At 31.9% G+C, this 25,428-nt stretch carries 22 protein-coding genes; 15 read left to right on the top strand and 7 right to left on the bottom strand.

The features are described from left to right. Positions 1-10 precede the first annotated feature (10 nt). From J8M14_RS05740 to J8M14_RS05695, 10 genes are all read left to right on the top strand, one after another. Complete coding sequence (locus J8M14_RS05740) at positions 11-616, top strand: sugar transferase (RefSeq protein WP_211073622.1); 606 nt, start codon at positions 11-13, stop codon at positions 614-616. Between the two features lie 15 nt (positions 617-631). Then, on the top strand, positions 632-1,729 hold the full coding sequence (locus J8M14_RS05735) for a hypothetical protein (RefSeq protein WP_211073621.1): 1,098 nt from the start codon (positions 632-634) through the stop codon (positions 1,727-1,729). A 23-nt stretch (positions 1,730-1,752) separates the two neighbouring features. Further along, positions 1,753-3,249, top strand: a complete 1,497-nt coding sequence (locus J8M14_RS05730; protein WP_211073620.1) for an AMP-binding protein — start codon at positions 1,753-1,755, stop codon at positions 3,247-3,249. A 9-nt stretch (positions 3,250-3,258) separates the two neighbouring features. After that, positions 3,259-3,504, top strand: a complete 246-nt coding sequence (locus J8M14_RS05725) for an acyl carrier protein (protein ID WP_211073619.1) — start codon at positions 3,259-3,261, stop codon at positions 3,502-3,504. Positions 3,505-3,589: 85 nt separating this feature from the next. Continuing rightward, entirely contained in the window at positions 3,590-4,279 is a 690-nt protein-coding gene (locus J8M14_RS05720; RefSeq protein WP_247672555.1) for an acetyltransferase, read from the top strand. Between the two features lie 64 nt (positions 4,280-4,343). Further along, positions 4,344-4,949, top strand: a complete 606-nt coding sequence (locus tag J8M14_RS05715; protein ID WP_211073618.1) for a sugar transferase — start codon at positions 4,344-4,346, stop codon at positions 4,947-4,949. 40 nt (positions 4,950-4,989) lie between these two features. After that, positions 4,990-5,634, top strand: coding sequence for a NeuD/PglB/VioB family sugar acetyltransferase (locus J8M14_RS05710; RefSeq protein ID WP_211073617.1), 645 nt, complete (start codon positions 4,990-4,992; stop codon positions 5,632-5,634). 3 nt (positions 5,635-5,637) lie between these two features. Beyond that, positions 5,638-7,206, top strand: a complete 1,569-nt coding sequence (locus tag J8M14_RS05705) for an FAD/NAD(P)-binding protein (RefSeq protein ID WP_211073616.1) — start codon at positions 5,638-5,640, stop codon at positions 7,204-7,206. 45 nt (positions 7,207-7,251) lie between these two features. Continuing rightward, entirely contained in the window at positions 7,252-8,343 is a 1,092-nt protein-coding gene (locus tag J8M14_RS05700) for a GNAT family N-acetyltransferase (RefSeq protein ID WP_211073615.1), read from the top strand. Continuing rightward, a complete protein-coding gene (locus tag J8M14_RS05695; protein ID WP_211073614.1) occupies positions 8,340-9,485 on the top strand; it encodes a GNAT family N-acetyltransferase in 1,146 nt (381 codons plus the stop codon). Before J8M14_RS05700 ends, J8M14_RS05695 begins: the two co-directional genes overlap by 4 nt. Before the next feature lie 20 nt (positions 9,486-9,505). Here the strand turns inward: J8M14_RS05695 and J8M14_RS05690 are convergent, their stop codons facing one another. Both J8M14_RS05690 and J8M14_RS05685 read right to left on the bottom strand, forming a co-directional pair. Then, a complete protein-coding gene (locus J8M14_RS05690) occupies positions 9,506-10,474 on the bottom strand; it encodes a hypothetical protein (RefSeq protein WP_211073613.1) in 969 nt (322 codons plus the stop codon). 6 nt (positions 10,475-10,480) lie between these two features. After that, on the bottom strand, positions 10,481-11,932 hold the full coding sequence (locus J8M14_RS05685; protein WP_211073612.1) for an MBOAT family protein: 1,452 nt from the start codon (positions 11,930-11,932) through the stop codon (positions 10,481-10,483). Positions 11,933-12,635: 703 nt separating this feature from the next. Between J8M14_RS05685 and J8M14_RS05680 the strand changes: the two genes are divergently transcribed. The 4 genes from J8M14_RS05680 to J8M14_RS05665 all read left to right on the top strand — a co-directional run bounded on the left by J8M14_RS05680 (position 12,636) and on the right by J8M14_RS05665 (position 18,932). Beyond that, a complete protein-coding gene (locus tag J8M14_RS05680) occupies positions 12,636-13,769 on the top strand; it encodes an aminotransferase class I/II-fold pyridoxal phosphate-dependent enzyme (RefSeq protein WP_211073611.1) in 1,134 nt (377 codons plus the stop codon). After that, positions 13,766-15,694 carry a nucleoside-diphosphate sugar epimerase/dehydratase gene (locus J8M14_RS05675; protein WP_211073610.1) on the top strand — a complete coding sequence of 643 codons (1,929 nt, stop codon included), beginning with the start codon at positions 13,766-13,768 and terminating at the stop codon, positions 15,692-15,694. The genes J8M14_RS05680 and J8M14_RS05675 overlap by 4 nt, the downstream gene beginning before the upstream one ends. A gap of 81 nt (positions 15,695-15,775) precedes the next feature. Continuing rightward, positions 15,776-16,564: a polysaccharide biosynthesis/export family protein gene (locus J8M14_RS05670; protein WP_211073609.1), complete on the top strand. Its 789-nt coding sequence runs from the start codon at positions 15,776-15,778 to the stop codon at positions 16,562-16,564. 13 nt (positions 16,565-16,577) lie between these two features. Beyond that, positions 16,578-18,932: a tyrosine-protein kinase gene (locus J8M14_RS05665; RefSeq protein WP_247672554.1), complete on the top strand. Its 2,355-nt coding sequence runs from the start codon at positions 16,578-16,580 to the stop codon at positions 18,930-18,932. Here the strand turns inward: J8M14_RS05665 and J8M14_RS05660 are convergent. The 5 genes from J8M14_RS05660 to J8M14_RS05640 form a co-directional block, all read right to left on the bottom strand. Beyond that, a complete protein-coding gene (locus J8M14_RS05660) occupies positions 18,929-19,657 on the bottom strand; it encodes a CpsB/CapC family capsule biosynthesis tyrosine phosphatase (RefSeq protein ID WP_211073608.1) in 729 nt (242 codons plus the stop codon). The genes J8M14_RS05665 and J8M14_RS05660 overlap by 4 nt on opposite strands. 124 nt (positions 19,658-19,781) lie before the next feature. Further along, on the bottom strand, positions 19,782-20,516 hold the full coding sequence (locus J8M14_RS05655) for a head GIN domain-containing protein (RefSeq protein WP_211073607.1): 735 nt from the start codon (positions 20,514-20,516) through the stop codon (positions 19,782-19,784). Between the two features lie 14 nt (positions 20,517-20,530). Continuing rightward, positions 20,531-21,625, bottom strand: a complete 1,095-nt coding sequence (locus J8M14_RS05650; protein WP_211073606.1) for a hypothetical protein — start codon at positions 21,623-21,625, stop codon at positions 20,531-20,533. Further along, the gene (locus J8M14_RS05645) at positions 21,606-22,166 is read right to left on the bottom strand and encodes a hypothetical protein (RefSeq protein ID WP_211073605.1); all 561 of its coding nucleotides are present in this window, start codon (positions 22,164-22,166) and stop codon (positions 21,606-21,608) included. Before J8M14_RS05645 ends, J8M14_RS05650 begins: the two co-directional genes overlap by 20 nt. Beyond that, a complete protein-coding gene (locus J8M14_RS05640) occupies positions 22,163-22,711 on the bottom strand; it encodes an RNA polymerase sigma factor (protein ID WP_211073604.1) in 549 nt (182 codons plus the stop codon). The genes J8M14_RS05645 and J8M14_RS05640 overlap by 4 nt, the downstream gene beginning before the upstream one ends. A 221-nt stretch (positions 22,712-22,932) precedes the next feature. Here J8M14_RS05640 and lon point away from each other — a divergent pair, with 221 nt between their 5' ends. Continuing rightward, complete coding sequence (gene lon / locus J8M14_RS05635; protein ID WP_211073603.1) at positions 22,933-25,383, top strand: endopeptidase La; 2,451 nt, start codon at positions 22,933-22,935, stop codon at positions 25,381-25,383. Positions 25,384-25,428: the final 45 nt, after the last annotated feature.

The raw sequence follows: 25,428 nt of genomic DNA, 5'->3' as shown, positions 1-25,428 counted from the left end.
TTTACGAGTTGTGTATAAATTTTTTATCAAGAGGAGCTTAGATATTGTGGTTTCATTTGTGGTGTTGATTTTAGTTTCGCCACTATTACTATTTCTGATTGTTTTTCTGGCAATTGCTAATGTAGGAAAACCTTTCTTTATTCAAAGACGGCCAGGTAAGAATGAAAAGATTTTTAGTATTGTAAAATTCAAGACCATGAACGATAAAAAAGACGAGCATGGAAACTTGTTACCAGATAACGAAAGATTTACAAAAATTGGAAATATTATAAGAAAAACATCTTTAGATGAAATTCCCCAATTGATTAATGTTCTCAAAGGTGAAATGTCATTGATTGGACCAAGACCATTGATCATAGAATACCTCCCCATTTATAATAACACCCAAAAAAAACGTCATAATGTAAGACCGGGAATAACCGGTTGGGCTCAGGTTAATGGTAGAAATTCTATTAGCTGGAAAAAGAAGTTCGAATATGATGTTTGGTATGTAGAAAATTATAATTTTTTGTTAGACCTAAAAATAATTGGTTTAACTCTTAAAAAAGTTGTGAAAAAGGATGATGTTAATCTTTCAGAAGACCAAACTTCTGAATATTTTAACGGTAATAATTAGTTTGTGTAGTAATAAATGGGCAAAAATCTACAAGTAATTGGCTTAACAAAGAAGATGTTAAGCGAAGCTATTGAGAATAATACTTATTGGAAAGATGAATTATCACCTATGCCAAAAGGTAAGGCATTGTGGTTAGTTTCTAACACTAGAATACAGGATGATGATTATTGTGGCGTTTTAGGTTTTGAAGACGATAAGATGATTTCTTTCATTTTTATGTTTCCAGACTTCGCTAACGCTAAAGATAATATGCCAAAGAAAGTATATTGGATGATATCCTGGTGGGTTCATAAAAGTTATAAAAATACGGTCTTAAGTACTTATATTTATAATGAAGCGGTTAATCTTTCTGCCAAACAGGTATTAATTAAATCATATGCAGAAAATGTTACTACATTTTATGAAAAACAACCTTTTAAGGTAGTTGCTTCCAGATTACGGCACACTATATTTTTTAGTTTAGACTCTTCTATGCTAATTGGTAGATTTAAGTTTTTGAAGTCGTTCAAATTTATTTTAGATAGAATAGATGCAGTTGTATATTCAATGGTAAGATGGATGAATATTGCTAGATTTAAGAAAAACACAAAAGAACTTTCGTACGATTATATTAATCAAATCGATAATGAAACCTGGGATTTTATTGAACCCTTATGTAAAAATGACTTGATTCATAAAACCAAAGAATATGTAAACTGGCAGATTGATAATAGTCAATATACACAAACTCCAATCGCAACGAAACACCCTTATAAAGCTTTACAAACAGGAATAAGTAATAATATTCATATCCATAATCTGAATGTTATTAAAGAAAATAAAATTATCGGATTTATATCTTATATTATTAATTTTAATGAATTGAATGTAAAATACTTTCTAGTAAAGGATCAGAATGATTATGATCTTTGTGTGGATGCCTTAATGGAGAATTTTGCTAAAGTGGGTACCAAGTTTATATTTACTGATGATACTAAGCTATCGGATAATATTACGAAGAGATATAAAACAATCTTTACACATAAAGTAGAGAAAAAAGGACTAGCGCATAACGAAACTATATTAGATTTTGATAGTTTGGAGATGCTAAATAGAGATGGCCATTTTTACTAAAAAACTATTCAACTAATCAAAGAATGAAATTTGTAAAAAGACTACAAGAATCCATAGAAAAACACGCTGATCATAATGTATTGTGTATCAATGGAGTTTTTTATACCTATGCAGATTTTGCTATAGAAATTTCTAAAATAAGGTCAGCAATCGTCAATACTATTGATGATTCCGAAAAATTAATCGGTTTGGTAACAAATGACGATATTCAGACATATGCCAGTATTATAGCACTTTGGTTAGAAGGAAAAGCATATGTGCCGGTTAATCCTATAGCTCCTATAGAACGTAATACAAAAGTTTTTGAGTTAACAGAAACCAAATATGTAATTGATTCTTCAGAAACATCTATTTATAAAGATCACATAGTTATAGCATCCAAGTCTTTGCCTGAAGCAGAGATCAATTTAAAGCCTAAGGAATTTTCTGGAGATCAATTAGCTTATATTTTATTTACTTCAGGAACTACTGGGTTGCCAAAAGGTGTCCCAATTACATTTGATAATGTAGAAGGACTAATCTATGCTATTGATGAAGAACCTGATTTTAATTTAGTACCTTCAGATAGATGCTTGCAAATGTTTGAACTTACATTTGACTTTTCTGTAGTAACCTATTTATTTCCGTTGTTGGCGGGTTCTTGTATTTATACAATTCCGAAAGGAGCGATTAAGTATTTCTATATTTTTAAGTTAATCAAAGAACAAAAGCTTACGGTGCTTACAATGGTGCCATCAATTATAAACTATTTACGACCGTATTTCCCAGAAATAAATGCTCCGGATGTAAGATATTGTAGTTTTGGAGGAGGAGCGTTGCATAGTGATATTGCAAAGGAGTGGAGTGATTGTTTACCGAATTGTAAAATCTTTAATTATTACGGACCTACTGAATTTACTGTATACAGTGGTTTTTATCCATATCATAAAGAGACAGATACCAAAAATCATAATGGCATTATCGCCATTGGTACTCCACAGGCGGGAACATCATATCTTGTAGTAGATGAAAATAACAAGGAGGTTCCGGTTGGTGTAACAGGCGAATTATGTTTAGGAGGAGCACAGATTACACCGGGATACTGGAGAAATCCTGAAAAAAACGCTCAGAGTTTTTTTACTCGAGTAGAAGAAAGCAAAAGTATAAGGTATTATAAAACCGGAGATCTTTGTCTAAAAGATGAAGAAGGAGATTATTTATATGTTGGAAGAGCAGATTTTCAGGTAAAGATACGGGGCTATCGAGTAGAATTAGCAGAAATAGAGTTTCATGCCAAAGCTAAATCAGAAAAGAAAGTCAATATGGTAGCTTTGGATATAACCAATAATCTTGGTAACGCTGAGTTAGGCTTGGCTATCGAGTCTGATGAGTTTGATACTTCAGAAATCTTTGAGCATATGAAATCTAAAATGCCGGATTATATGATCCCAATGCACGTGAGATTTGTAAAAGAGTTTCCACATAGTATTAATGGTAAGATCAATAGAAAAGAATTAAAAACATATTTTGATATTAACTAAACAACCAAAATGAATAAAGAAGAAATACTATCTAAAGTAACTGAAGCATTTGTATCGGTTTTAGAACATAATAATTTTCAGCTTACGGACGAAACTACAGCTGATGATGTGGACGGATGGGAGTCTGTTACGCATATGATGATTATTACAGAAGTAGAAAAGACATTTAATATTAAATTCAAGTTGATGGATTTAATGAACATGAACAATGTAGGAGATTTGATTAAAACTATAACTTCTGAATTAGGACAATAGGATTAGATAGTTAGAATTGTAATTTTGCGAATGATTTTTATCATAGTATACTGATTAATGTATTCATTTCTTTATCTGTCAATCAATGTACAGAATATCAGAAAGAATGGATAAAATTATCATTATCGGAGCCTCGGGTCATGCCAAGGTAATTATTGAAAGTATAGAAATAGGTGCAGAATACCAGATTTATGGACTTGTTGATTCATTTAAACCTAAAGGTCAGAAAATCCTAGGATATGAAATCCTAGGCACTGAAGATCTAATAAAGGATTTGGTAAAAAAAGATGTTCGTAAAGGAGTTGTTGCAATTGGGGATAATTGGACAAGATGTTTGATGCAAGCTAAGATCAAAGAAATAGCACCTGATTTTGAATTTATAACTGTGATACATCCATCGGCTATTATAAGCCCTAGTGCTAAAATTGGAAAAGGAACAGTAGTATTGGCTTCAGTAAAAATAAATACATTGGCAGAAATTGGAGAAGGATGTATCCTGAATACTAATTCCAGTTTTGGACATGATGGAACGCTAAGTGATTTTTCTAGTATTGCTCCTGGTGTAACTGTAGGAGGAAATGTGAAAATTAATTTTTGCTCGGCAATATCCCTCGGAGCTAATATCATTCAGGGTATTACCATTGGCAAACATAGTATTATAGGTGCTGGTTCACTGATATTGAATGATGTTGATGATTTTAAGCTAGTTTATGGAGTTCCGGGTAAAGAAATAAGGACTATTAAGAAAGGTGAAAAATATATATCTAAATCTTAAAACCTTTTTGTGATAGTTTAAAATAAATTAAATGATTGAATTTAGATTTTTTAAAAAATAATATATGTATAACCCATACATAAAACGTTTATTTGATTTTACAGCTTCCTTCGTGGGGATTTTGTTATTATCACCAATTATTTTAGTCTTAATAGTATTATTAAGCATAGCTAATAAAGGTAAGGCTTTTTTCCTACAACCTCGCCCCGGCAAGAATGAAAGTATATTCAAAATTATCAAGTTCAAAAGTATGAATGATAATAAGGATGAAAATGGAGAGTTGTTACCCTTTGAGCAAAGAATAACTAAAACAGGAGCATTTATAAGAAAGTACTCTTTAGATGAAATTCCACAATTATTTAATGTTTTAAAAGGAGATATGAGTCTAATTGGCCCGAGGCCACTTTTAGTAAAGTATTTACCTTTGTACAATGATTTCCAGAAAAAAAGACATGATGTCAGGCCTGGTATTACTGGTTGGGCACAGATAAATGGAAGAAATGCTATTTCCTGGGATCAAAAATTTAAACTAGATGTTTGGTATACAGAGCATATAAGTCTGAAAACAGATATAAAAATTTTGTTATTAACCATTAAAAAAGTATTTTTTAAAGAAGATATTAATAGCGGAAAAAACGTGAATATGCCTACTTTTACGGGCAATAATTAACCATAAGAAATTAAACCACTAAAAACTTAACTACAAACAAGTGAAAAACTCAGTAATCATTGGGGCAGGAACACAGGGGCAAGTATATGCTTCTTACCTAAAGGAGGCTGGAATTAATATCATCGGCTTTATAGATGATAACCCAGATCTAGAAGGACAGGAGGTAATAGGTATTCCTGTGCTAGGCAAATACGAGGATTTATTTTTAGACGAATTTAAATCTAAAATTCAGGACGTGTATTGTCCAATAGGAGTAAATGCAGTAAGAGTAGAATATCTATCAACTTTAAAAAAAGAAGGGTACGGAATTCCTAGTTTTTTGCATCATACAGTATCAATAGCACCTGATGTTACTATAGGTGAGGCGGTATATATGCTGGCAGGTAATATAGTAATGCCACATACCAATATTGGTAATTATATTATGATCAATATGGATAGTACTATTGCACATCATGTAACGTTAGAAGACGGAGTTTTTATGTCTTCTGGAGTAAATATTGGAGCTTTAATAAATGTTAGGGAAAATGCATATGTAGGAATGGGGGTTACCGCTATGACAGGAGTTAAGGAAATTGGAAGAGATACGTTAATTGGAGCAGGAACAGTAATAATAAAAGATGTTCCGGAGTATACTACCGTAGTCGGTAATCCAGCGAGAGTAATTAAAACCAAACAACCATAGTACATGCAGTCTGAGAATAACACAAATATATCTAACATCACTTTTATTGGTTCGGGAATTTCATCGTCATTTACGATTTTACATCTTTTAGATAGTATTGAAGATGGCGCTGACAACAATAAGATTCGTATTAATATTATAGATAAGTATAATGAGTTTCATACAGGGATACCTTATGGCTCCAGATCAGGGTTTTCTGTACATTTGATCACTTCATTAAAGAATTTTTTGCCGGAGCCGGAATTAAGTAAATTTATCATTTGGCTTAATGATAATAAAGAATGGTTACTAGAGGAGCTAAAAAAAGATGGAGGAGCCCTATCTACAGAATGGATCTCAAAACATGCAGAAAAAATAAAAAATAATGATTGGGAGGATTTGTTTATCCCCAGACGTTTTTTTGGCAGCTATATTGATCAGAAAGTTAAAAATAGACTAGCGGATTTCAGGCAATCTGTAGAAGTTACTTATATTAACGGAGAGGTAGTAGATGTGGATAAGCAGGATAACAAATATTTGTTGTCTCTTGAAAATGGGGAAATCATTCTTTCTGAGAAAGTTGTAGTGTCTATAGGTTCTCTTCCGGTTAATCATCTTTGGAAAAAAGAAGATCTAATAGAAGAAGATCATCTACTTTTTGCTAACGATCCATATAAACCCGAATTAAAAGAAACTTTATATAAGATCGATAAGTTTTCAGAAAGATTATCTGACAAAAAACTTAATGTGCTAGTCGTTGGAGCTAATGCCAGTGGTTTGGAGATCATGTATAAATTGAACGACCTTGAGAACATCAAATCTCGGATTAACAAGTTTATGTTTCTCTCTACCCAAGGATTATTGCCTGATGCAGTAGTTGATAGAGAGAGAAAAAAGAGCTTTGTTCCTTTTAATTTACAAGCTTTAGCTGAAGAGAATGATCTAACCGCAAAAATCATAGCAGATGCAGCATATAAAGATTTAGATCATGCAGATGAGATTCATCTTGGTGCAGCATCCACTGTAGAGGTTGTGTCAAAAGCATTTGGAGGGTTGCTGGGTAAACTTAATGAGGAAGAACTAAAGAAATTTGCTTGCATTTATGGTAATGATATTGGTAGAAGGCAGCGATGTGCAGGGTTTCATTATTCTAAAACCATTGATGATTTAAAAGATGAAGGTCGTTTTGATCATATTGCCGGTAGATTTAGCAATATCATTGAAAATGATAATGGAGAATATAAATTAGAATATTTAGATACAGCATCTGGAGAAAATAAAATGTATAAAGAACCTGTACATATTATAGTTAACTGTATCGGAAGCACAAATTTAACTAAGAAAGATGTTCCATCATTGTTGAAAAATATGATTGATAAAGGATATTGCAAACCAAATGATTCTAAAATTGGTCTCGAAGTAAATGATGCGTTAGAAACAGTTGAGAATTTGCATATAATGGGGCCATTATTAGCAGGTAATATTTTTGAAGGCAAAGCTGTATGGCATTTAGAACATTGTGGTAGAATAATATGGTTATCCCAAGTGTTGTCTCAGAAACTAAATGAATATTTTTATAAAAAAGTAAACTAAAGTAACCCCCGAATAAATAGATATCTAACTAATACCTATAATAATTTGAAGCAAAACTACAGACTACTTACTAAAAACCTTGATGACAGTTCGGATGTATTGGAATACAAAGCACTTCTTCAAAATGGATGGGGTAATAATGTATATTACTCAGCAGAGCATTTACAGTATTTTGCACAAAATTCTGATAAACTAAAATATTTTGTTTTAGAAAAATCAGATGTACCTATAGTTTTAATGCCTTTGGTTTTCAGAACAATTACGATAAAAGGTAAGGAGTCTTCATATTTTGATGTCATAAGCCCTTATGGATATAATGGCCCGCTATTTAATGATAACATCTCAGAACTTGATGTTATTCATTTTTGGGAACTTATAGATCAATGGTATAAGAAAAATAATGTAGTCGCAGAATTTATACGTTTTAGTCTAAATCAGAACTATAAAGGATATTCGGGTAATTTAATCCATACATTGTCTAATGTAAGAGGGCGTTTTTTAGAAAATTTTGATGATCAATGGACAGCTTTTAATTCTAAGGTTAGAAATAATTTCAGAAAGGCTATAAATTATAACTTAGAATTTAGGTTCTATCATAAAAATGAAATAACTAAAGATATCATCAAGATCTTTAATGATATCTATGTAGATACAATGAAGCGAAATAATGCGGATAGTATTTATTTTTTCTCAATTGAATATTTTGAAAACTTGATATTATCCAATAGCAACAATTTTTCTATAGCTATTGCTTATGTTGAAGAAAAACCTATTTCTGTAGAACTTATAATTAGCTATAAAGACACGATTTTTGCATTTCTTGGAGGAACTAACGCAGAATATTTTAGTCATAGACCAAATGATTTTCTTAGAGTTAAAATTATAGAATGGGCTATTGCTAATAACAAAAAACACTATGTGTTAGGTGGTGGAATGAGAGATGGAGATGGTTTGTATAAAAGTAAAAAAGCTCTTTTCCCGAAAGATGAAGATGTTGTTTTTTGTACTGGTAGAAAGATAGTTAATCAAAAAATTTATGATGAGTTATCTCTATCATCAGATCCTGAGTATGCTAATATCCCAAAAGAGGATTTGAATAATCATTTTTTTCCATATTATAGATCTATTAATAGATGAAAAAACAGCATATAGATTATTTTTTTGAAGTTTTTGAGAAAAGTACTATACCAGAACTATTCTCTGGGATTCAAGAGTTTAATAGTGATGAAATATTGAAAAATTTTGATCATAAAAAAAGTAGTCTTGATCAGTTTTATTCTGTTTTCTTTATTCCTGATTATTTACAACCAATTCTTAATGATGATCGATTTATTACCAAAAAGGTTAGCCAATTTTTTAAGGGTTATGCTATTTTTTTGGATGGTTTCTCTGATGTAAATGCTTATCTAAAACATCGTTTTAGAAGTAACGCTAAAGGAATTAGAAGAAGAGTTAATCGATTAGAAACTTGTTTTGATATTTCCTGTAAAATGTATTATGGCAAAATACAAAAGGATGAGTATGATCATTACATGAACAGTTTAGAGCAAATGCTGATAAGAAGGTTCGAACAACGTAATGATGTAAGTCAAAGCCTTTTGCGATGGGATCATTATAAGGAAATGTATTTTTCTTTGATTAATGAAAAGAGAGCCTCTTTGTTTGTGATCATGAATGGTAATAATCCAATTGTAGTATCACTAAGTCATCATTTCGACAATAGATTATTTAGTGCTATTTCTTCATATGATATTGATTATGGAAAATTTAGTTTAGGAAGTGTAGAAATCTACAAAAAGTTGGAGTGGTGTATTGCTAATGATCACAAATCGTATGAAATGGGGATGGGTGACTTAAGTTATAAACGTGAATGGTGTAATCATATTTATAATTTCGAACATCAGATTATTTATCCAAAAGCTTCGTTCGTTTCCAGAATTAAAGGAAACATTGAATATCTAAAAGTTAGCCTGAAAGAATATATTTTTAAAATAGCTTATGTACGGTATAAAAGTTATAAAGCAAAGCGAAAGAAAAGCGAGCCAAATCAAGAAATTAAATATTCGGTTTCTAAGATTGAAGCTGTACAGTTTAGTGAAGAATATCCGGTAGTAGACTATAACAATGAAAAATACGCTTTTCTCAGAAAAATGGTTTTTGATTTTTTATATTCTGCCATTGAAAACGTTTCTGATGTCAAGGTATTTCAGATTCCGGAGGAACAAAAATCTTTTATGATTATTGGTAAATCAAAAATGCAAAAAATTACGTTAGAATAGATTCAGTAAGGTAATAAGGGTTATTTGGTAACATCAATTTGTTTCAGATAATCGATGATTACTTTTGCAACTAATTCTCTTCCATGATTATTCCAATGTCTATCATAAATTAAAGTAGTTGATCTGTCGGTCTTTTCGAAAGAATTCGAAAAATCGATATAGCTAAAACCATTTTCTTTTAGATAAGATAAAAACATAGGACTCGTTATTCTAGAATCTAGTAATAGTGTAAACCTCTTTTTGTCATATCCGTAGGTAGTAACTAAACTTTCGAAATTAGCTAAATACACCTTATCTTTTTCTTCTTTTAGTCGTTCAGCTTCTTCATCACTTAGCTGTTTAACTTTTTGTGCTGGTCTAAGCATACTTTTAACCCTGTAAATCAATTTTTGAGGAGGATCTAAGATTCCTATACTTTTGCAATACACCAGTAATTTACTTTTTTTCAATAAACGGTTTAGAGGTGATTCTAAGTTCAAACGACCCGTTACTACTTTATATTCTCCTCGGGTTAGATCATTAGAGAATTTGATACCTAAAATTACATGATCTATAAGATTAAACTGATTTTTGTAGGATTGCACTAAATGTAATTGATCTGCAAAATCATAACCCGCATAGCCATATTCATAAACTTCGATTGTTGGTATGGCATTTTCTACTTTTTTTCCTATTGAATTATAATAGTTTTGATGAAAACCTTCTATAAATGAATCTCCAACTAGTGCAATTTCAACTTTATTATTTGTAGGATTGAATTCTCGATAAGAGTTGTAGCCAGAGTTATTAATCTTATATTCTGAAAAGTTTTGCCTTCGGTTTCCGGTAACAGAAAAACCATTCTGATTAGGAACCCATTTTTCTACTTTGTGTTCATCCAAAAATCGAGTAGGGGTGTCTTTCCCTAAATGAAATATACGCACTAATATTTCTAATCCAATTAATATTAGAAAAAAGTATAATGCACTTTTGAATATAAGTTTCTTCATTATTATTTAGAATTGGAAATAGATAAAAGATCTATCAATATTATCATCAAAGAATAATAACATTCCTAAAATTACTAAAGTATAGGCAACAAATCGTACAATTTTGGATTTGAATTTGAATGGAGAGCGCTCGTCTCTTCTGATTCTGAATTCATATAACACAAATATTATTAACAGGATAAAATAATCTATCATTCGATACCCCAGCGGATGATGATATGTTTCAAAACTAAAATTAGTCCAGATTTGGTTTAGAAAACCAAAAGCATCAGTAATAGATGCTGATCTAAAGAATACTCTGGAGAAGGTTACTAACGAAAATGTAAGTATAATTTGCCCAATTTCTATTAATGAAGGAAACCAACGATTTTCTGCAACCACATTACCCATATAAATTCTATTTCTTCCCATCAGAAAAACTGGAATATATAAAAGAGCATGAAAAGCTCCCCAGGCGATAAAAGTCCAATTAGCTCCATGCCAGAAACCACTAACCAGAAAAATAATAATAATATTTCTTACTGACTTTAATTTACTCACTCGGCTTCCACCCAAAGGAATATAAACATAATGTCTAAACCAGGTCGATAATGAAACATGCCATCTTTGCCAATATTCCGCTACGTTTCTTGAAAAGATCGGGAATTTAAAGTTAGACATTAACTCTATACCAAAAAGCTTGGCGGTTCCGATAGCGATGTCAGAATAACCGCTGAAATCACCATATACCTGAAAACTAAATAGAGAAACTCCGAGAATCAATGTAGATGCAGGGTAATCAGCATAATTAGCAAATATATCATCAACAATTGGTGCAATCGAGTCTGCAATAACAACTTTTTTAAACAATCCCCATAAAATTAGTTTTAACCCTTCAGTACACTGTGTATAATTAAAAGCTCTTTTAGTAGTGATCTGCGATAATAGGTTAGAGGCTCTTTCTATTGGTCCTGCTACGAGTTGCGGAAAAAAACTTACAAATGTTGCAAAGGATATAAAATCTTTTGTGGGGGTAAGTCTTTTATAATAGATATCCAAAGAATAAGACATGGTCTGGAATGTATAAAAAGATATACCTACCGGTAGTATGATCTGCAGTGTCCAGGTGCTTTTTAATTCGTATCCTAAAATAGATACAAAATCTACCCAAGAATCAACAAAAAAATTATAGTACTTAAAGAATCCTAGGAGTCCGACATTAAACAAAACACTAACCCATAACCAAGATTTTCTTTTACGATTGGAATTGTGAGAATAAATAACTTGCCCAACAAAAAAGTCGACAACAGTACTTGCTAATATTAGAAACAGAAATCTCCAATCCCATAAGCCATAAAAAATATAACTCGCTGATAGAAGAAATACATTTTGGATTTTGAGTTTTTTATAAAAAAGAAACCAATATAGTGCAAAAACTATTGGAAGAAATATAAAAAAGTCTATAGAATTGAATAACATCTATTACATTATAATTATAAATAAAAGTTGGGGGAAAGTTATACAAGCTTATATTAAAAATCTAATACTCTTGAAGGATGTAAATTTTATGTATTTAATTATATAAATCAAATTTTAATTGAGTTATTTTTTCTTTTACCTATAATAGAGAGTTTTACATAAAAATGATAAACAAATAATAGGGTAAATAACCCTTTAATATTTAGGTTTTACACTTGTAAAATTATTTAATGAATACGGTATTATTGTACTGTGTTATAAAAAGATAGTGTGAATATTTATTTCAAGTTTAATATTTAAGAAAATGAAGAATTTTCTGATTAAATGATGTTAAAAAATCTTAATACGAGTTAAAAAAGTGTAAAAACATCGTTTAAAGTTCTTAAGGCCATTGATTTTAACACGATTATTATAATATTTTTCTTACGGTATTTCCGTAATTTTGATTAATTATATGCTTTTCGTGAGTCATTGAACGCACTTTTTAAGTATTCTGTCTAAAAAATAACATTTTGAATTGTTAATTGGCCTAACTAAGCTATTTTAGCAATCGGAAAAGTTATTAAAGTTTGATTTAAAAATTGGAAGTTTCTACCCCCCTTCTTCCTTATATTTTTTAGAATGTTGATGTAGGATTAATGAGTTGTGTTTATACATGATTTTTTAGTCACTAATAATTATTGTTCATTTTAATGGGGAAATTATGAATATAATTGATTCAAAAAGAATCTGGCTGTCGTCTCCGCATATGGGCGGAACTGAGCAAAATTTTGTTAAAGAAGCATTTGATACTAATTGGGTAGCACCCTTAGGTCCTAATGTAAATGGTTTCGAAAAAGATATTGAAACCTATTTAGAAAGAGACGTACACGTTGCTGCTCTAAGTTCAGGTACAGCTTCACTTCACTTGGGATTACAATTACTTGGTGTATCTAAAGGAGACGAAGTCTTATGTCAGAGTATGACATTTGCAGCTTCGGCAAATCCAATTGTGTACTTAGGAGCTAAACCAATCTTTATTGATAGTGAAAGAAATACCTGGAATATTTGTCCAGAACAATTAGAAATTGCAATAAAAGACAGAATTGCTAAAGGAAATAAACCTAAGGCTATTATTGCTGTCCATCTATATGGTATGCCATATGATGTAGAAGCTGTGCATAAAGTGGCTTCAGAATATAAGATACCTGTTTTAGAAGATAGTGCGGAAGCCTTCGGAAGTTCTTATCACGGAGTAAAGTGTGGAACTTTTGGCGATTTAGCTATTCTTTCATTCAATGGTAACAAAATCATTACCACTTCTGGAGGAGGTGCTTTGGTTTCTAAATCTGAGTATCATAAGGAAAAAGCAATTTATTTGGCTACTCAGGCTAGAGATAATGCACCACATTATCAACATACTGAGGTTGGTTATAACTACAGGATGAGCAATATTATTGCTGGCATAGGTAGAGGGCAAATGGAAGTTTTAGATAAACACGTAAACTATAGAAGAAATAATTTTGAATTTTATAAAAAGAATTTAAGTGGCTCTTCAGACATTAAATTCTTAGAAGAACCAAATGGTTTTTATTCTAACAGATGGCTCTCTTGTATCGAAACTAGTTCTTATGAATTAAGGGAAGGGATACGATTAGCTCTGGCAGATGAAAACATCGAATCACGACCACTATGGAAACCCATGCATCGTCAACCTGTATTTGCAGATTGTGATGCTTACCTCAATGGAATTTCTGATGATTTATTTGATCGCGGACTTTGCTTACCCAGCGGGTCTAATCTTGAAGAAGAAGATTTATATAGAGTAGTATCGGTAATTAAAAACATATTGAGATGATAAAGAATTTCTTAATAAATAATTCTCATAAGCACGCATCAAAATGGTTAGTATTGTCTATCGACATTGCTATAACTATGTTTAATTTCTTTTTGGCTTATGTAGTTAGATTCGGAATTACCCTAGATTTTGATACTAATAACATGATTTACCAAATGCCGGTAATGATTGTGTTAACTGCTGCCAGCTTTCTAATGGTTGGTTCATATAAAGGCGTGGTTAGACATACGGGTATGCGAGATGCTTACAATCTATTTCTTGCAGTTACTGTCCTGATATCGCTAAGCGGTGCATTGATGGTTTCAAGCAGGCTGTCTATTATACCGGAGCTTCTTAACATACCGGTATCAATTATTTGTGTTCATTATTTATTGAATATAATTACGCTAACGACTAGTCGTCTAGTATTCAAGTATTGTTACTATTTTATTAAGTCTAAACTAGGTGAAAACTCTAGAGTCTTGATATATGGAGCAGGAGATTCTGGTTTAATAACACTTGCTGCTATTTCCAATGACTCTACTAGATCTATAACAGTAGTAGGTTTTGTAGATGATAATGCTCAGAAAGTAGGTAAAACTATTAACGGAATTAAAGTATATAGTTCTCGTACTGTTAATCACAATTTCGTTGTTAAGAATAATATCAAGGAGATTGTAGTATCAATACCGCATATAAGTAAAAAGAGATTATCTGAGATCTCTGATAATCTATTAAAATTACCTGTACAGGTAAAGATTATTCCTGCAGTTAATGATTGGATTGATGGAAAGCTAAAAGTTTCTCAAATTAAACAGATTCAAATTGAGGACTTATTAGAAAGAGCTCCAATTTCAATGGATAATCAAAATATTAAAAAAGAGCTCCATGATAAAGTAATTTTAATTACCGGTGCTGCAGGTTCAATTGGTAGTGAAATAGTGCGCCAGGCATCTTATTACAGTTATAAGCATCTGGTATTAGTTGATCAGGCTGAATCACCATTGTATGATTTACAACAAGAACTTTTAAGTAAAGGAGTAAAAAACTTCACACCTATAGTTGCTGATATAAGAGATCATCAGAGAATTGAAACTATATTCGAAAAATTTAGACCTAACATGGTATTTCATGCCGCTGCTTATAAGCATGTACCATTAATGGAAAATAATCCGTGTGAAGCTATTAAGATTAACGTTTTGGGTACTAGAAAATTGGCTGATCTTTCTTCTGCATATGAAGTAGATAAATTTGTTTTTGTTTCTACTGATAAAGCTGTTAATCCTACGAATGTAATGGGTGCTACTAAAAGAGTAGCAGAAATGTATATTAAATGTTTGCATAGGACCAGTAAGACCAAATTTATTACTACTAGATTTGGAAATGTACTTGGCTCTAATGGTTCTGTAATTCCTTTATTTAAAAAACAAATTGAAAAAGGAGGACCATTAACTGTTACTCATCAAGATGTAACAAGATTCTTTATGACAATACCTGAAGCTTCTCAACTAGTAATAGAAGCAGGTACTATGGGTAATGGGGGTGAGATTTTTATTTTTGATATGGGTGAATCTGTAAAGATCTTTGACTTGGCTAAGAAAATGATTAGGCTATCCGGACTTAACTACCCTAATGATATTAACATAGAGATTACTGGTTTAAGACCTGGAGAAAAATTATACGAAGAGCTTCTGGCAGATACAGAAAATACATTACCTACATATCATAAAAAGATTATGATTAGTAAGTTTGATGATGCCGATTGTCCTTTGGTAAAGGATAAAATAGATGATTTGTGTATTATGAATTTGTTTAATCATGATGATCAAATCGTTGGAAAACTTAAAGAAATTGTACCAGAATATATTTCTAAAAACTCTACCTTCGAGAGTATTGATAAAAAGAATGAAGAGAAGCTAGAAAAACCAGAGGGAGTATTAGTTTAATCTTCCATAAAATTGTTGCGACAAACTTGATTATTATTATATTTTTGTCGCATATTTAGAATATATTTAAAAGCATATCATATGCAGCCGTACAAATTTTTATTTGTTTTACTGATTTCAATATCTATTTTTTCGTGTAAAACTCCTACAGACGTTGTTTATTTTCAGAATTCTAACAATTTAGAGAAAATACCAGCTAAAAACTCATTTACACCTGTTTTTAAGGTGGATGATGTATTAAGTATACTAGTTTCAGCATCTGATATGGATGCGGCGAGGCCATTTAATCTTCAGGGCACCTCATTGCCTATTGCCGGAGATACAGCTACCGGTGCGGCTCCTGGAAATGGAGCAGGAGAACCCACATATCTGATTGATGAAGATGGAAATATTGATTTTCCGGTTCTTGGTAAATTAAAGGTATCCGGCCTAACAAGAGTACAAGTAAAAGCACTGATAAAAGAAAAGCTAGAAATCTATATTAAGGATCCTATCGTAAACGTTAGACTTAAAAACTTTAAAATTACCGTAATTGGTGAGGTGAATAGGCCTGGTTCTTTTACTATACCTAACGAAAGAATAACTATAATTGAAGCCATAGGTTTAGCAGGAGATTTGACAATAACAGGTAAAAGAGGTAATATTATGGTAATTAGAGAGAATGAAGGTGTAAATACTTATCACAGAGTCGACCTTACTTCTAAATCAATATTTGATTCACCCGCTTATTATCTTGCACAGAATGATGTCTTGTATGTGGAGCCCAATACTGCCAAAGTAAGAAGTTCTGAAGGAAATAGAAATACAGTTGCCTTAGTATTAAGTATAATTACGGTTGTATTATCAGTTGTAACCTTAATAGTGAGATAAGATAGAAAGCCCTATGATGTTGGATAATTCTTCTCCGGAAAACTCGTTGAATACTATAAAATCAGGATCTGGTTTTGATATTAGAGAAATGGTTCTCAAATACCTTAAAAAATGGTATTGGTTTGCACTTTGTATCACCGTTTTTGGAACATTGGCATTTTTAAAGATTAGATATACTATTCCTGAGTATAATGTTTCAGGTACTATTCTAATCTCTCAGGAGGAAAGTATAAGCGAGTCAGAACTGGCGGCTTTTAAAGATCTTGGTTTGCTAAATGAATCTAATAATAAGATCGAAAACGAAATCCAGATTATACGATCTAGAACATTAATAACCAATGTAGTAAATAACCTGAAGCTGAATGTTCGGTATTTTACAAAAGGTAGAATATTAGAAGTCGAAAATTATCCTAAATCCTGGGTGGAAATTAATTTTTTATCACCTGATTCAGTAGTACATAATAAGTCTAAGGTTTTTCGTGTCTTAATTAATTCGGGAACTTCTTTTTCTTTAGTTGATGAAGAAGGAAACAAACAATCCGATCATTCTTTCGGAAAAACTTTCACAACTAGTGTTGGGGATGTTGTTATTACACCAAGTGTGGAAGATATCGAAGCTAATACAGGGAAAATTGTAAATATTAAAATTAGTCCAGTAAAAAATGTTGCTCAGCATTATAGAAATAAATTATCTGTAGCTACCATAGGAAAAGGATCATCTATTGTTAGATTGTCATTAAATGACCCTGTAAAAGAAAAGGCTAAGGATATTATAAATAATCTTGTCGAGGAGTATAATAAATCTACAATTGAGAATAAAAAACAAACTTCTGCCAGAACGGCAGGTTTTATCAATGAACGTTTGGATTTGATATCAGGTGATTTGTCAGAAGTAGATGATGAAGCTGCAGGTTATAAATCTAAATTTGGTTTAACTAATGATGTAGCAGCTCAGACACAACGTGTTGCTGATATTGATTCTAGAAATGTTCAGGAAATTAGTAGGTTAGAAGTTCAATTGCGAAAGATCGAATCTACAAGAAGATTTGTATTAAGTCAGGATGGTAAATACAACATTTTACCAACTACTCTTGGTTTTGATGATCCTTCTATAAATGCAACCGTTGTACGTTATAATGGACTTATTAGTCAACGAAAAAGATTACTAAAATCTTCTAGTGAGCAAAACCCTGTAGTAGTTAATATTGACGAGCAGATTGATGTTTTGCGCCAAAGTTTAATAGGAAGTCTGAACAGCGTAAAAAGCTCAATTAATATTAGCCTTAATAGTCTAAGAACTCAGGACAGATATTTTAGCGGAAAACTATACACTGCCCCGTTGCGCCAAAAAGAATTAACTGCTATAGGAAGAGAGCAAGGGATAAAAGAGCAATTATATTTATATTTATTACAGAAAAGAGAAGAAGCTGAAATCACTAGCCACATTACATTATCTAATGCGCGAGTAATTGATAAGGCTTCAACATTAGGAGCTTTTCCTGTATCTCCAAATAAAAAAATGATTTATCTGGCAGCTATCTTTTTTGGATTTGCATTACCATTTATGACGATATATTTATTGGATTTATTTAATACTAAAATCAATACCAGAGAAGATCTGGAAAGAACTTTATCGATGCCTATTTTAGGTTCAATTCCTAAAACAAAATCCAAAAAGAGCAAAATTGTAGTTTCACAAAATAGTAGATCTTCTGTAGCAGAGGCATTTAGAATCCTTAGAACAAACCTTGGATTCTTGATGGCGGGAGTTAATAAAACCACAGGAAAGGTAATATTTGTTACCTCTACTGTTTCTGGAGAAGGTAAGACCTTAATATCTTCTAATTTAGCCAAAACATTAGCTATTTCCGGAAAAAAGGTGGTTTTGGTTGGTACAGATTTTAGAGATCCAAAATTTCATAATTTTTTAGACCTTCCTAATGGAAAAGATACTAAAGGATTCACTAATTATATTATGAATCCTGATCTGGAACCCAAAAATGTTATTCATAAACAAGCCGAAGAAGATCCAATACACATACTACCATCAGGAGCTATTCCTCCTAATCCTGCTGAATTGTTGATGCAAGAAAGAGTAAAAGATATGTTCCAATATCTAGAGAGTAACTATGATTTTATTGTTGTGGATACTGCTCCTGTTAGTTTGGTGACAGATACACTTTTAATTGGACATCTAGCAGATCTTTGTATTTATATTGTGAGAGAAAACTATACTGATAGAAGAGTTCTTCAGGTTCCTGAGAATTTCTATAAAGATAAACGATTGCCAAATATGGCCGTTTTGCTTAATGCTGCTTCTGATAATGCCGGATATGGTTATGGGTATGGATACGGTAGTAAAAATTAAAGAAACTGCATATTCATTTCCATTAAAGGATTTAGTTTTTGAGCATATTTAGGAAGAAAACCAGCTTTTAATACTTTTAACTGGTGATAATTATGTACATCAGTCCCTGTAAAATCTATATAACCTTCCGTTATTAATTTCATTCCAATTTGCTGGGCTTTTTCTCCGTAGAACCCTGATAGGGATAACAGATTAAGTTGGAACAGAAAACCGGATTCTTTTAACTCTTCGTATTTTTTAAAGTCGTTGTGATAAAAAGAATACCGTTCAGGATGGGCTAGGATAGGAGTATACCCAGATACTTTGACTTCAAATAATATTTCATTAAGATTCATTGGAGCGCTAAATGTAGACATCTCTACCAGAATGTAGTTTTTATGTAACGTGATGATATCTTTTTCTGCAATACGTTTTTCGAATAAATCATCCATCATATATTCAGCACTAGCACTAAAGATGATGTCAGAAAGCCCTAATATTTTAAGTGCATCTTGTACATCGGATACTTTGCTTTTTATAGTATTAGAAGAATTAGGCCAAACCTCCTGCATCACATGAGGTGTAGTAATAATTTTCTTAAAACCAAGTTTCTGAAATTGTTCTATGATGTACGCAGATTGATATACAGTTTTTACCCCATCATCTATACCAGGCAGTAGATGTGAATGTATATCTACATAGCCTTTGGGGATAATCTCCTCGAAAGGAATTTCTTTTTTTGTCAAAAACAACAATGTCTACGTTATTGGGGGTGATCTAAAAATTAACTGTTGGTTAATATACATAAAAAAACTGTCTGATAATTAAGAATCACCAGACAGTTAGATGTTTTATATGTTTAGAGTCATTTTATCTCCTTGTAATGTCACCTGATCCGCTAACGCTTTTATCTTCTTTTTGCGGATTACCTTTGTAATCAATATCTCCTGACCCTGATACTCTTGCTTTAATAGAATTAGTGGCGGTTACCTCTACATCTCCTGATCCTGCTACCGCAGCGGTCACATCTTTAGCTTTTAGATCAAAAGCCATTACATCACCTGATCCCGAAACTTTTGTTTCAAAACTGTTAGAAGAGCCACTTAAAACTAAATCTCCACTTCCTGATACTTGACCAATAGTATTTTGTGTATCAACAACTAATTTTACATCTCCTGATCCCGAAACACCTGTTTTAAAATTTGTGGCTTTGATCACATCATTACTAGAAATATCTCCTGAACCTGATAACATTACTTTAGAAATGTCTTTAAAAGGAACCGTGATAATTAGATCCTTTCCGTTTGTTGGCTTTAGGTAGTATCCTTTTTTTACATAAATTTTTAGTTCTTCGCCTTCTACCTCTGTAACTATGTAATCGATAAGGTTGCTTTCTCCTTCAATTTTTATATTTCCTTCATTTCCTGCTATTAAAGATACATCCAGACTCCCTTTTACTTTGATTTCGTCATAGTCAGAAGTACTTCTGTTTTTGGTAACCACATTACCATTTCCTTTTACTTTTTCTGAATTTCCCCACCATTGCGCATGTAATGAAGTGATGCTGCATAATGCAATACTTAAAATTATTGTTGCTGTTTTCATGATTGATATGTGTATTAGTTTTGAATTAATTTTATACCTCCATAGCTAGAACTAATATTTATAGTGTTTCCACTATTAGGTTGCCCGTTATACCCTTCGTAGTCTTTATTAGAGTTGTTTTTATATTTTTTTTGGATTGTAATGTTTTGGTCCAGTTTGATACCGCCATAAGAGGTTTTTATTTTAAAATCAAAGTTAAAACCACCTTCATACATAAGGTCTACTCCAGTATAATCTGTTTTGATATTAACACTTCTGGTGGAAGATTTTAGGTTTTTTACATTAAGAGATCCATAATCTGATGAGACATCTAGTTTGTTAGATACCGAACCTACCTTGATACCAACATAATCACCAATACCAACCATACTTCCTACATTTTCTACTCGTATATCTCCATAATCACAATTGTAATTTAGATCTTTTACAGAACCTATTTTGGATTGCGTATAATCCGCATTAAGATCTATATTTTCTGATTCTGTAAGTTCAAAATCGCAATAGTCAGCATTGATTTTTCCACTTTTCATGTACTTAATTGTACTATTATTGGTATAATCAATATTAATATAATTGTTACTGGCCATAAGTTCACCAAGAATAATCTGGCCATAATCACAATTTATTTTAGCATTTCCTTCAATCTTATCTAGTGTAATACTTCCGTAATCGTTGTTTAGATCTATGCTATTAGTTATTGGAACCTTTACGGTATAATTGATCTTTAAACTCATATTATTGTTCCAGCCACTAGTAAATTTGTCCCACCACGACTTACTGTCTTTATCAAAAACCGTTTTAGCGCTTACCATACTTTTTGAAGAATCGAATTCTACATCGATACTTTCTAGCTTTTTAATTACCTTTTCTTCATCATTGCCGCTTACTTTTATATGGATTTCCATTACTACTCTGTTTTCATTCCAGGAGGTAATATCCAAGTTTCCATAATCATTACTTATCTTTAGTAAAGCATCGCTATTTACCGAGAATTCCTTTTTTAGAGATTTTTCTTTGGTATACTTACCTCCTTTGAGGTCTCCATTATTTGCTAGAACCATAGCAGGAACCAGCAATAATATAATTATTTTATAGTAAAGAGTTTTCATTTTTTGATAATTTAAAATCGTTTATATTGTTCATTTTTTGGAGTACATCTTCTAATAAGTTTGCACGTTTTTGAAAATTTTTGATCATAGCACTAATTACAGCTTTATCACTTTCACTATGTACAAGATCTTTTTTTAATGTATCATAATCAGATTCTAGTTTTTCTAATTGAATCATAGCGTCTGAAACTAGTTTTTTGGTTTCAGTCGAAGAAATCTTATTAATCTCCTCGAGTTGTACTTGTATAGCTGCGGTAAAAAAACTTTGAGTTTCCTGCATCTGAGGTGATACGCTGGCTAGATCAGCCTCTTCTTCAGGTTTGAATATAAAAGTACTAGTAGCTAATCCAATTAATATTGAGATAGAAGCTGCAATCGCCAATGCTTTATACCAATTTCGTTTCTTAGGGTGTAGCTGTACAACTTTATTTTGCTGTTGCAGTTTTTCTAAAAATCGAGTTTGATGATTAGCAGATGGTTCATATATATCCAGTTGACCACTCATACGTTCAAATAACTCATCTATTTTATCCTTTTTCATACCGGTTGTAATTTTTTTCGTAAGCTTTCTTTAGCGCGCGACATAAGCGTACGACAATTGGAATATGAAATATTCATGATTTGACATATTTCTTCATAATCATAACCTTCTATAAGGTATAATGATAATGCAGTGCTATAGCTGTCTTTTAATTGTTTTAGTGTACTTAATATTGTACTAACTTTTATAGAAGCCATGTCATCATTAGAAATTCCTTCGTTATCACTAAGAGTGTATTCTATAGACTCCAATGCTACTTCACGATGAATATCTTTTTTGCGAGAAGCAGTCAAGCTAGAATTGACCACAATCTTTTTTAACCAAGCACCAAACATTCTATCATCTTCCAGCATTGAAAGCTTTGTGAAAGCTGTCAAAAATGATTCTTGCATGATGTCTTCAGCTTCTGCAGAATTTTTTAAAATTCTTAATGCTGCATTATACATTGCCTTATAATAACGATTATAAATCTCCAGTTGAGCATTTTGATCTTGATGACGACATCTCGCTATTAACTGCTCTGTATTTAGTTGGGTTAGTGACAAAAAAATCAATTTACTTTTACCTAAAGATATATATAGATATGTTTTGTTACAGTTTTTTAATATTTTTTTTAAAGTTTATGGCATAACAATTGAAATATATATAATGAATACGTTATAAATCCCTTGATTTAATGGGTTTTATAAGGTTTTTTAATTTGTTTAGACTAATTTTAAAAGCGTGTTGTTTTGTTCTTATGACAAAATGACTTTTATATACACTTATGGCGAAAACCAAATTTACAACACTTGACAACTTGTCATTTCAGGGAATAGATGAAGATGCAGAATTAATACCATTGCTGACACCTGAAGATGAAGAAGAAATAGATAAAGAGGAATTACCTGATGTACTATCCATATTACCACTAAGAAATACAGTATTATTTCCAGGAGTGGTAATACCTATTACAGCGGGGAGGGATAAATCTATCAAGCTTCTTAATGAAGCAAATAATGGAAATAAAACAATTGGAGTTGTATCACAAAAAGAAGAAGATGTAGAAAACCCTTCTTTAAAAGATATCAATAAGGTAGGTGTAGTAGCACGTATCCTTAGAGTATTAAAAATGCCTGATGGTAATACTACCGTTATTTTACAAGGTAAGAAGCGATTCAAAATTGATAGTATTGTAGAAGAAGATCCTTATATCAAGGCTAAAGTAATTGATGTTCCTGAAGCAAGACCGGCAAAAGAAAATAAAGAATTCAGTGCGATTATCGATTCTATTAAAGATTTAGCTCTGGAAATTATTAAAGAAAGTCCTAACATTCCTACAGAAGCTTCATTTGCTATCAAAAATATTGAGAGCAACTCTTTTTTAATCAACTTCGTATCTTCTAACCTTAATCTTCCGGTTGAAGAAAAACAAAGATTGCTGGAGATTAATGTGTTAAAAGATAGGGCATTAGCTACTTTGAAATTTATGAATGTAGAATTTCAGAAGTTAGAGCTTAAGAATGATATCCAGAGTAAGGTTCAGCATGATATGAGTCAGCAGCAGAGAGAATACTTTTTGCATCAGCAGATGAAAACAATCCAAGAGGAACTTGGAGGGGTTTCTCATGAAGACGAGCTTGAAGAAATGCGAGTGAGAAGTAAGGACAAAAAGTGGGATGAAAAAGTTCAAAAGCATTTCGATAAAGAGCTTGCTAAGATGCAACGGATGAATCCTCAGGTAGCGGAATATTCTATTCAGCGTAATTATCTGGATTTGTTTTTAGACTTACCTTGGAATGAATATAGTACAGATAAATTTGACTTAAAACGTGCGAAGAAAATTTTAGATAGAGATCATTATGGACTTGATGAAGTAAAACGTCGAATTATTGAGTATTTGGCAGTTCTGAAACTTCGTAATGATATGAAATCTCCAATCTTATGTTTGTATGGACCTCCTGGAGTAGGTAAAACTTCTTTAGGAAAGTCTGTAGCAGAAGCATTAGGAAGAGAATATGTTAGAATTTCTTTAGGTGGATTACGAGATGAGGCTGAAATTAGAGGTCATAGAAAGACATACATTGGCGCAATGCCAGGTCGAATTATTCAAAGCTTAAAAAAGGCAGGTACTAGTAATCCTGTATTTGTTTTGGATGAGATCGATAAGTTATCAGTGGGTAATCAAGGAGATCCTTCTTCTGCTTTGTTAGAAGTGTTAGATCCGGAGCAAAATTCAGAATTTCATGATAACTTCCTTGAGATGGGGTTTGATTTATCTAAGGTAATGTTTATAGCTACCTCTAATAGTTTGGGTACCATTCAACCAGCACTTCGTGATCGTATGGAGATTATTAATGTTACCGGATATACTATTGAGGAAAAAATTGAGATTGCCAAACAACATTTATTACCAAAACAATTAGAAGAACACGGTTTAGACAAATCTCATTTAAAGATTGGCAAGGCACAATTAGAAAAAATAATCGAGGGGTATACCAGAGAATCTGGGGTTCGTGGATTAGAAAAGCAAATAGCAAAAATGGTTCGTTATGCTGCTAAAAATATCGCAATGGAAGAAGATTATAATATCAAAGTTAATAATGAAGATATTATAGAAGTATTAGGGGCGCCAAAATTAGAACGTGATAAATATGAAAATAATGATGTAGCAGGAGTAGTTACCGGTCTTGCTTGGACTAGTGTAGGAGGAGATATCTTATTTATAGAATCTATTCTTTCTAAAGGAAAAGGTACACTTACAATTACCGGAAACTTAGGAAAGGTGATGAAAGAATCTGCTACTATAGCAATGGAGTATATTAAAGCTAATGCTAATGAATTAGGTATTAACCCTGATATTTTCGATAAATATAATGTACATATCCATGTACCGGAAGGAGCAACACCAAAAGACGGACCTAGCGCCGGGATAACAATGTTAACTTCTTTAGTATCATTATTTACTCAGCGAAAAGTGAAGAAAAGCCTGGCAATGACAGGAGAGATTACTTTAAGAGGAAAAGTGTTACCAGTAGGAGGTATTAAAGAAAAGATTCTTGCTGCCAAAAGAGCTCATATTAAAGAGATATTGCTTTGTGAGGATAACAGAAGAGATATCAAAGAGATCAAAGAAGAATATCTAAAAGGTCTTACTTTTCATTATGTGAAAGATATGGAAGATGTACTGAAATTGGCAATTACAAAGACTAAAGTTAAAAATGCAAAGAAGCTATAAAAGCAACTTTTTTCAGAATATAAAAAAGCCGATCGTCAAGATCGG

Source organism: Aquimarina sp. MMG016, assembly GCF_018100805.1.
GTDB lineage: Bacteria > Bacteroidota > Bacteroidia > Flavobacteriales > Flavobacteriaceae > Aquimarina.
This window is presented reverse-complemented; position numbering and strand designations above follow the sequence as displayed.

Coding starts and splice junctions, on each gene's coding strand:
- J8M14_RS05650 (WP_211073606.1), bottom strand. CDS start 21,625: ATGAAAACTCTTTACTATAAAATAATTATATTATTGCTGGTTCCTGCT.
- J8M14_RS05685 (WP_211073612.1), bottom strand. CDS start 11,932: ATGTTATTCAATTCTATAGACTTTTTTATATTTCTTCCAATAGTTTTT.
- J8M14_RS05730 (WP_211073620.1), top strand. CDS start 1,753: ATGAAATTTGTAAAAAGACTACAAGAATCCATAGAAAAACACGCTGAT.
- J8M14_RS05675 (WP_211073610.1), top strand. CDS start 13,766: ATGATAAAGAATTTCTTAATAAATAATTCTCATAAGCACGCATCAAAA.
- J8M14_RS05670 (WP_211073609.1), top strand. CDS start 15,776: ATGCAGCCGTACAAATTTTTATTTGTTTTACTGATTTCAATATCTATT.
- J8M14_RS05735 (WP_211073621.1), top strand. CDS start 632: ATGGGCAAAAATCTACAAGTAATTGGCTTAACAAAGAAGATGTTAAGC.
- J8M14_RS05680 (WP_211073611.1), top strand. CDS start 12,636: ATGAATATAATTGATTCAAAAAGAATCTGGCTGTCGTCTCCGCATATG.
- J8M14_RS05725 (WP_211073619.1), top strand. CDS start 3,259: ATGAATAAAGAAGAAATACTATCTAAAGTAACTGAAGCATTTGTATCG.
- lon (WP_211073603.1), top strand. CDS start 22,933: ATGGCGAAAACCAAATTTACAACACTTGACAACTTGTCATTTCAGGGA.
- J8M14_RS05705 (WP_211073616.1), top strand. CDS start 5,638: ATGCAGTCTGAGAATAACACAAATATATCTAACATCACTTTTATTGGT.
- J8M14_RS05690 (WP_211073613.1), bottom strand. CDS start 10,474: ATGAAGAAACTTATATTCAAAAGTGCATTATACTTTTTTCTAATATTA.
- J8M14_RS05665 (WP_247672554.1), top strand. CDS start 16,578: ATGATGTTGGATAATTCTTCTCCGGAAAACTCGTTGAATACTATAAAA.
- J8M14_RS05655 (WP_211073607.1), bottom strand. CDS start 20,516: ATGAAAACAGCAACAATAATTTTAAGTATTGCATTATGCAGCATCACT.
- J8M14_RS05715 (WP_211073618.1), top strand. CDS start 4,344: ATGTATAACCCATACATAAAACGTTTATTTGATTTTACAGCTTCCTTC.
- J8M14_RS05645 (WP_211073605.1), bottom strand. CDS start 22,166: ATGAAAAAGGATAAAATAGATGAGTTATTTGAACGTATGAGTGGTCAA.
- J8M14_RS05720 (WP_247672555.1), top strand. CDS start 3,590: ATGTACAGAATATCAGAAAGAATGGATAAAATTATCATTATCGGAGCC.
- J8M14_RS05695 (WP_211073614.1), top strand. CDS start 8,340: ATGAAAAAACAGCATATAGATTATTTTTTTGAAGTTTTTGAGAAAAGT.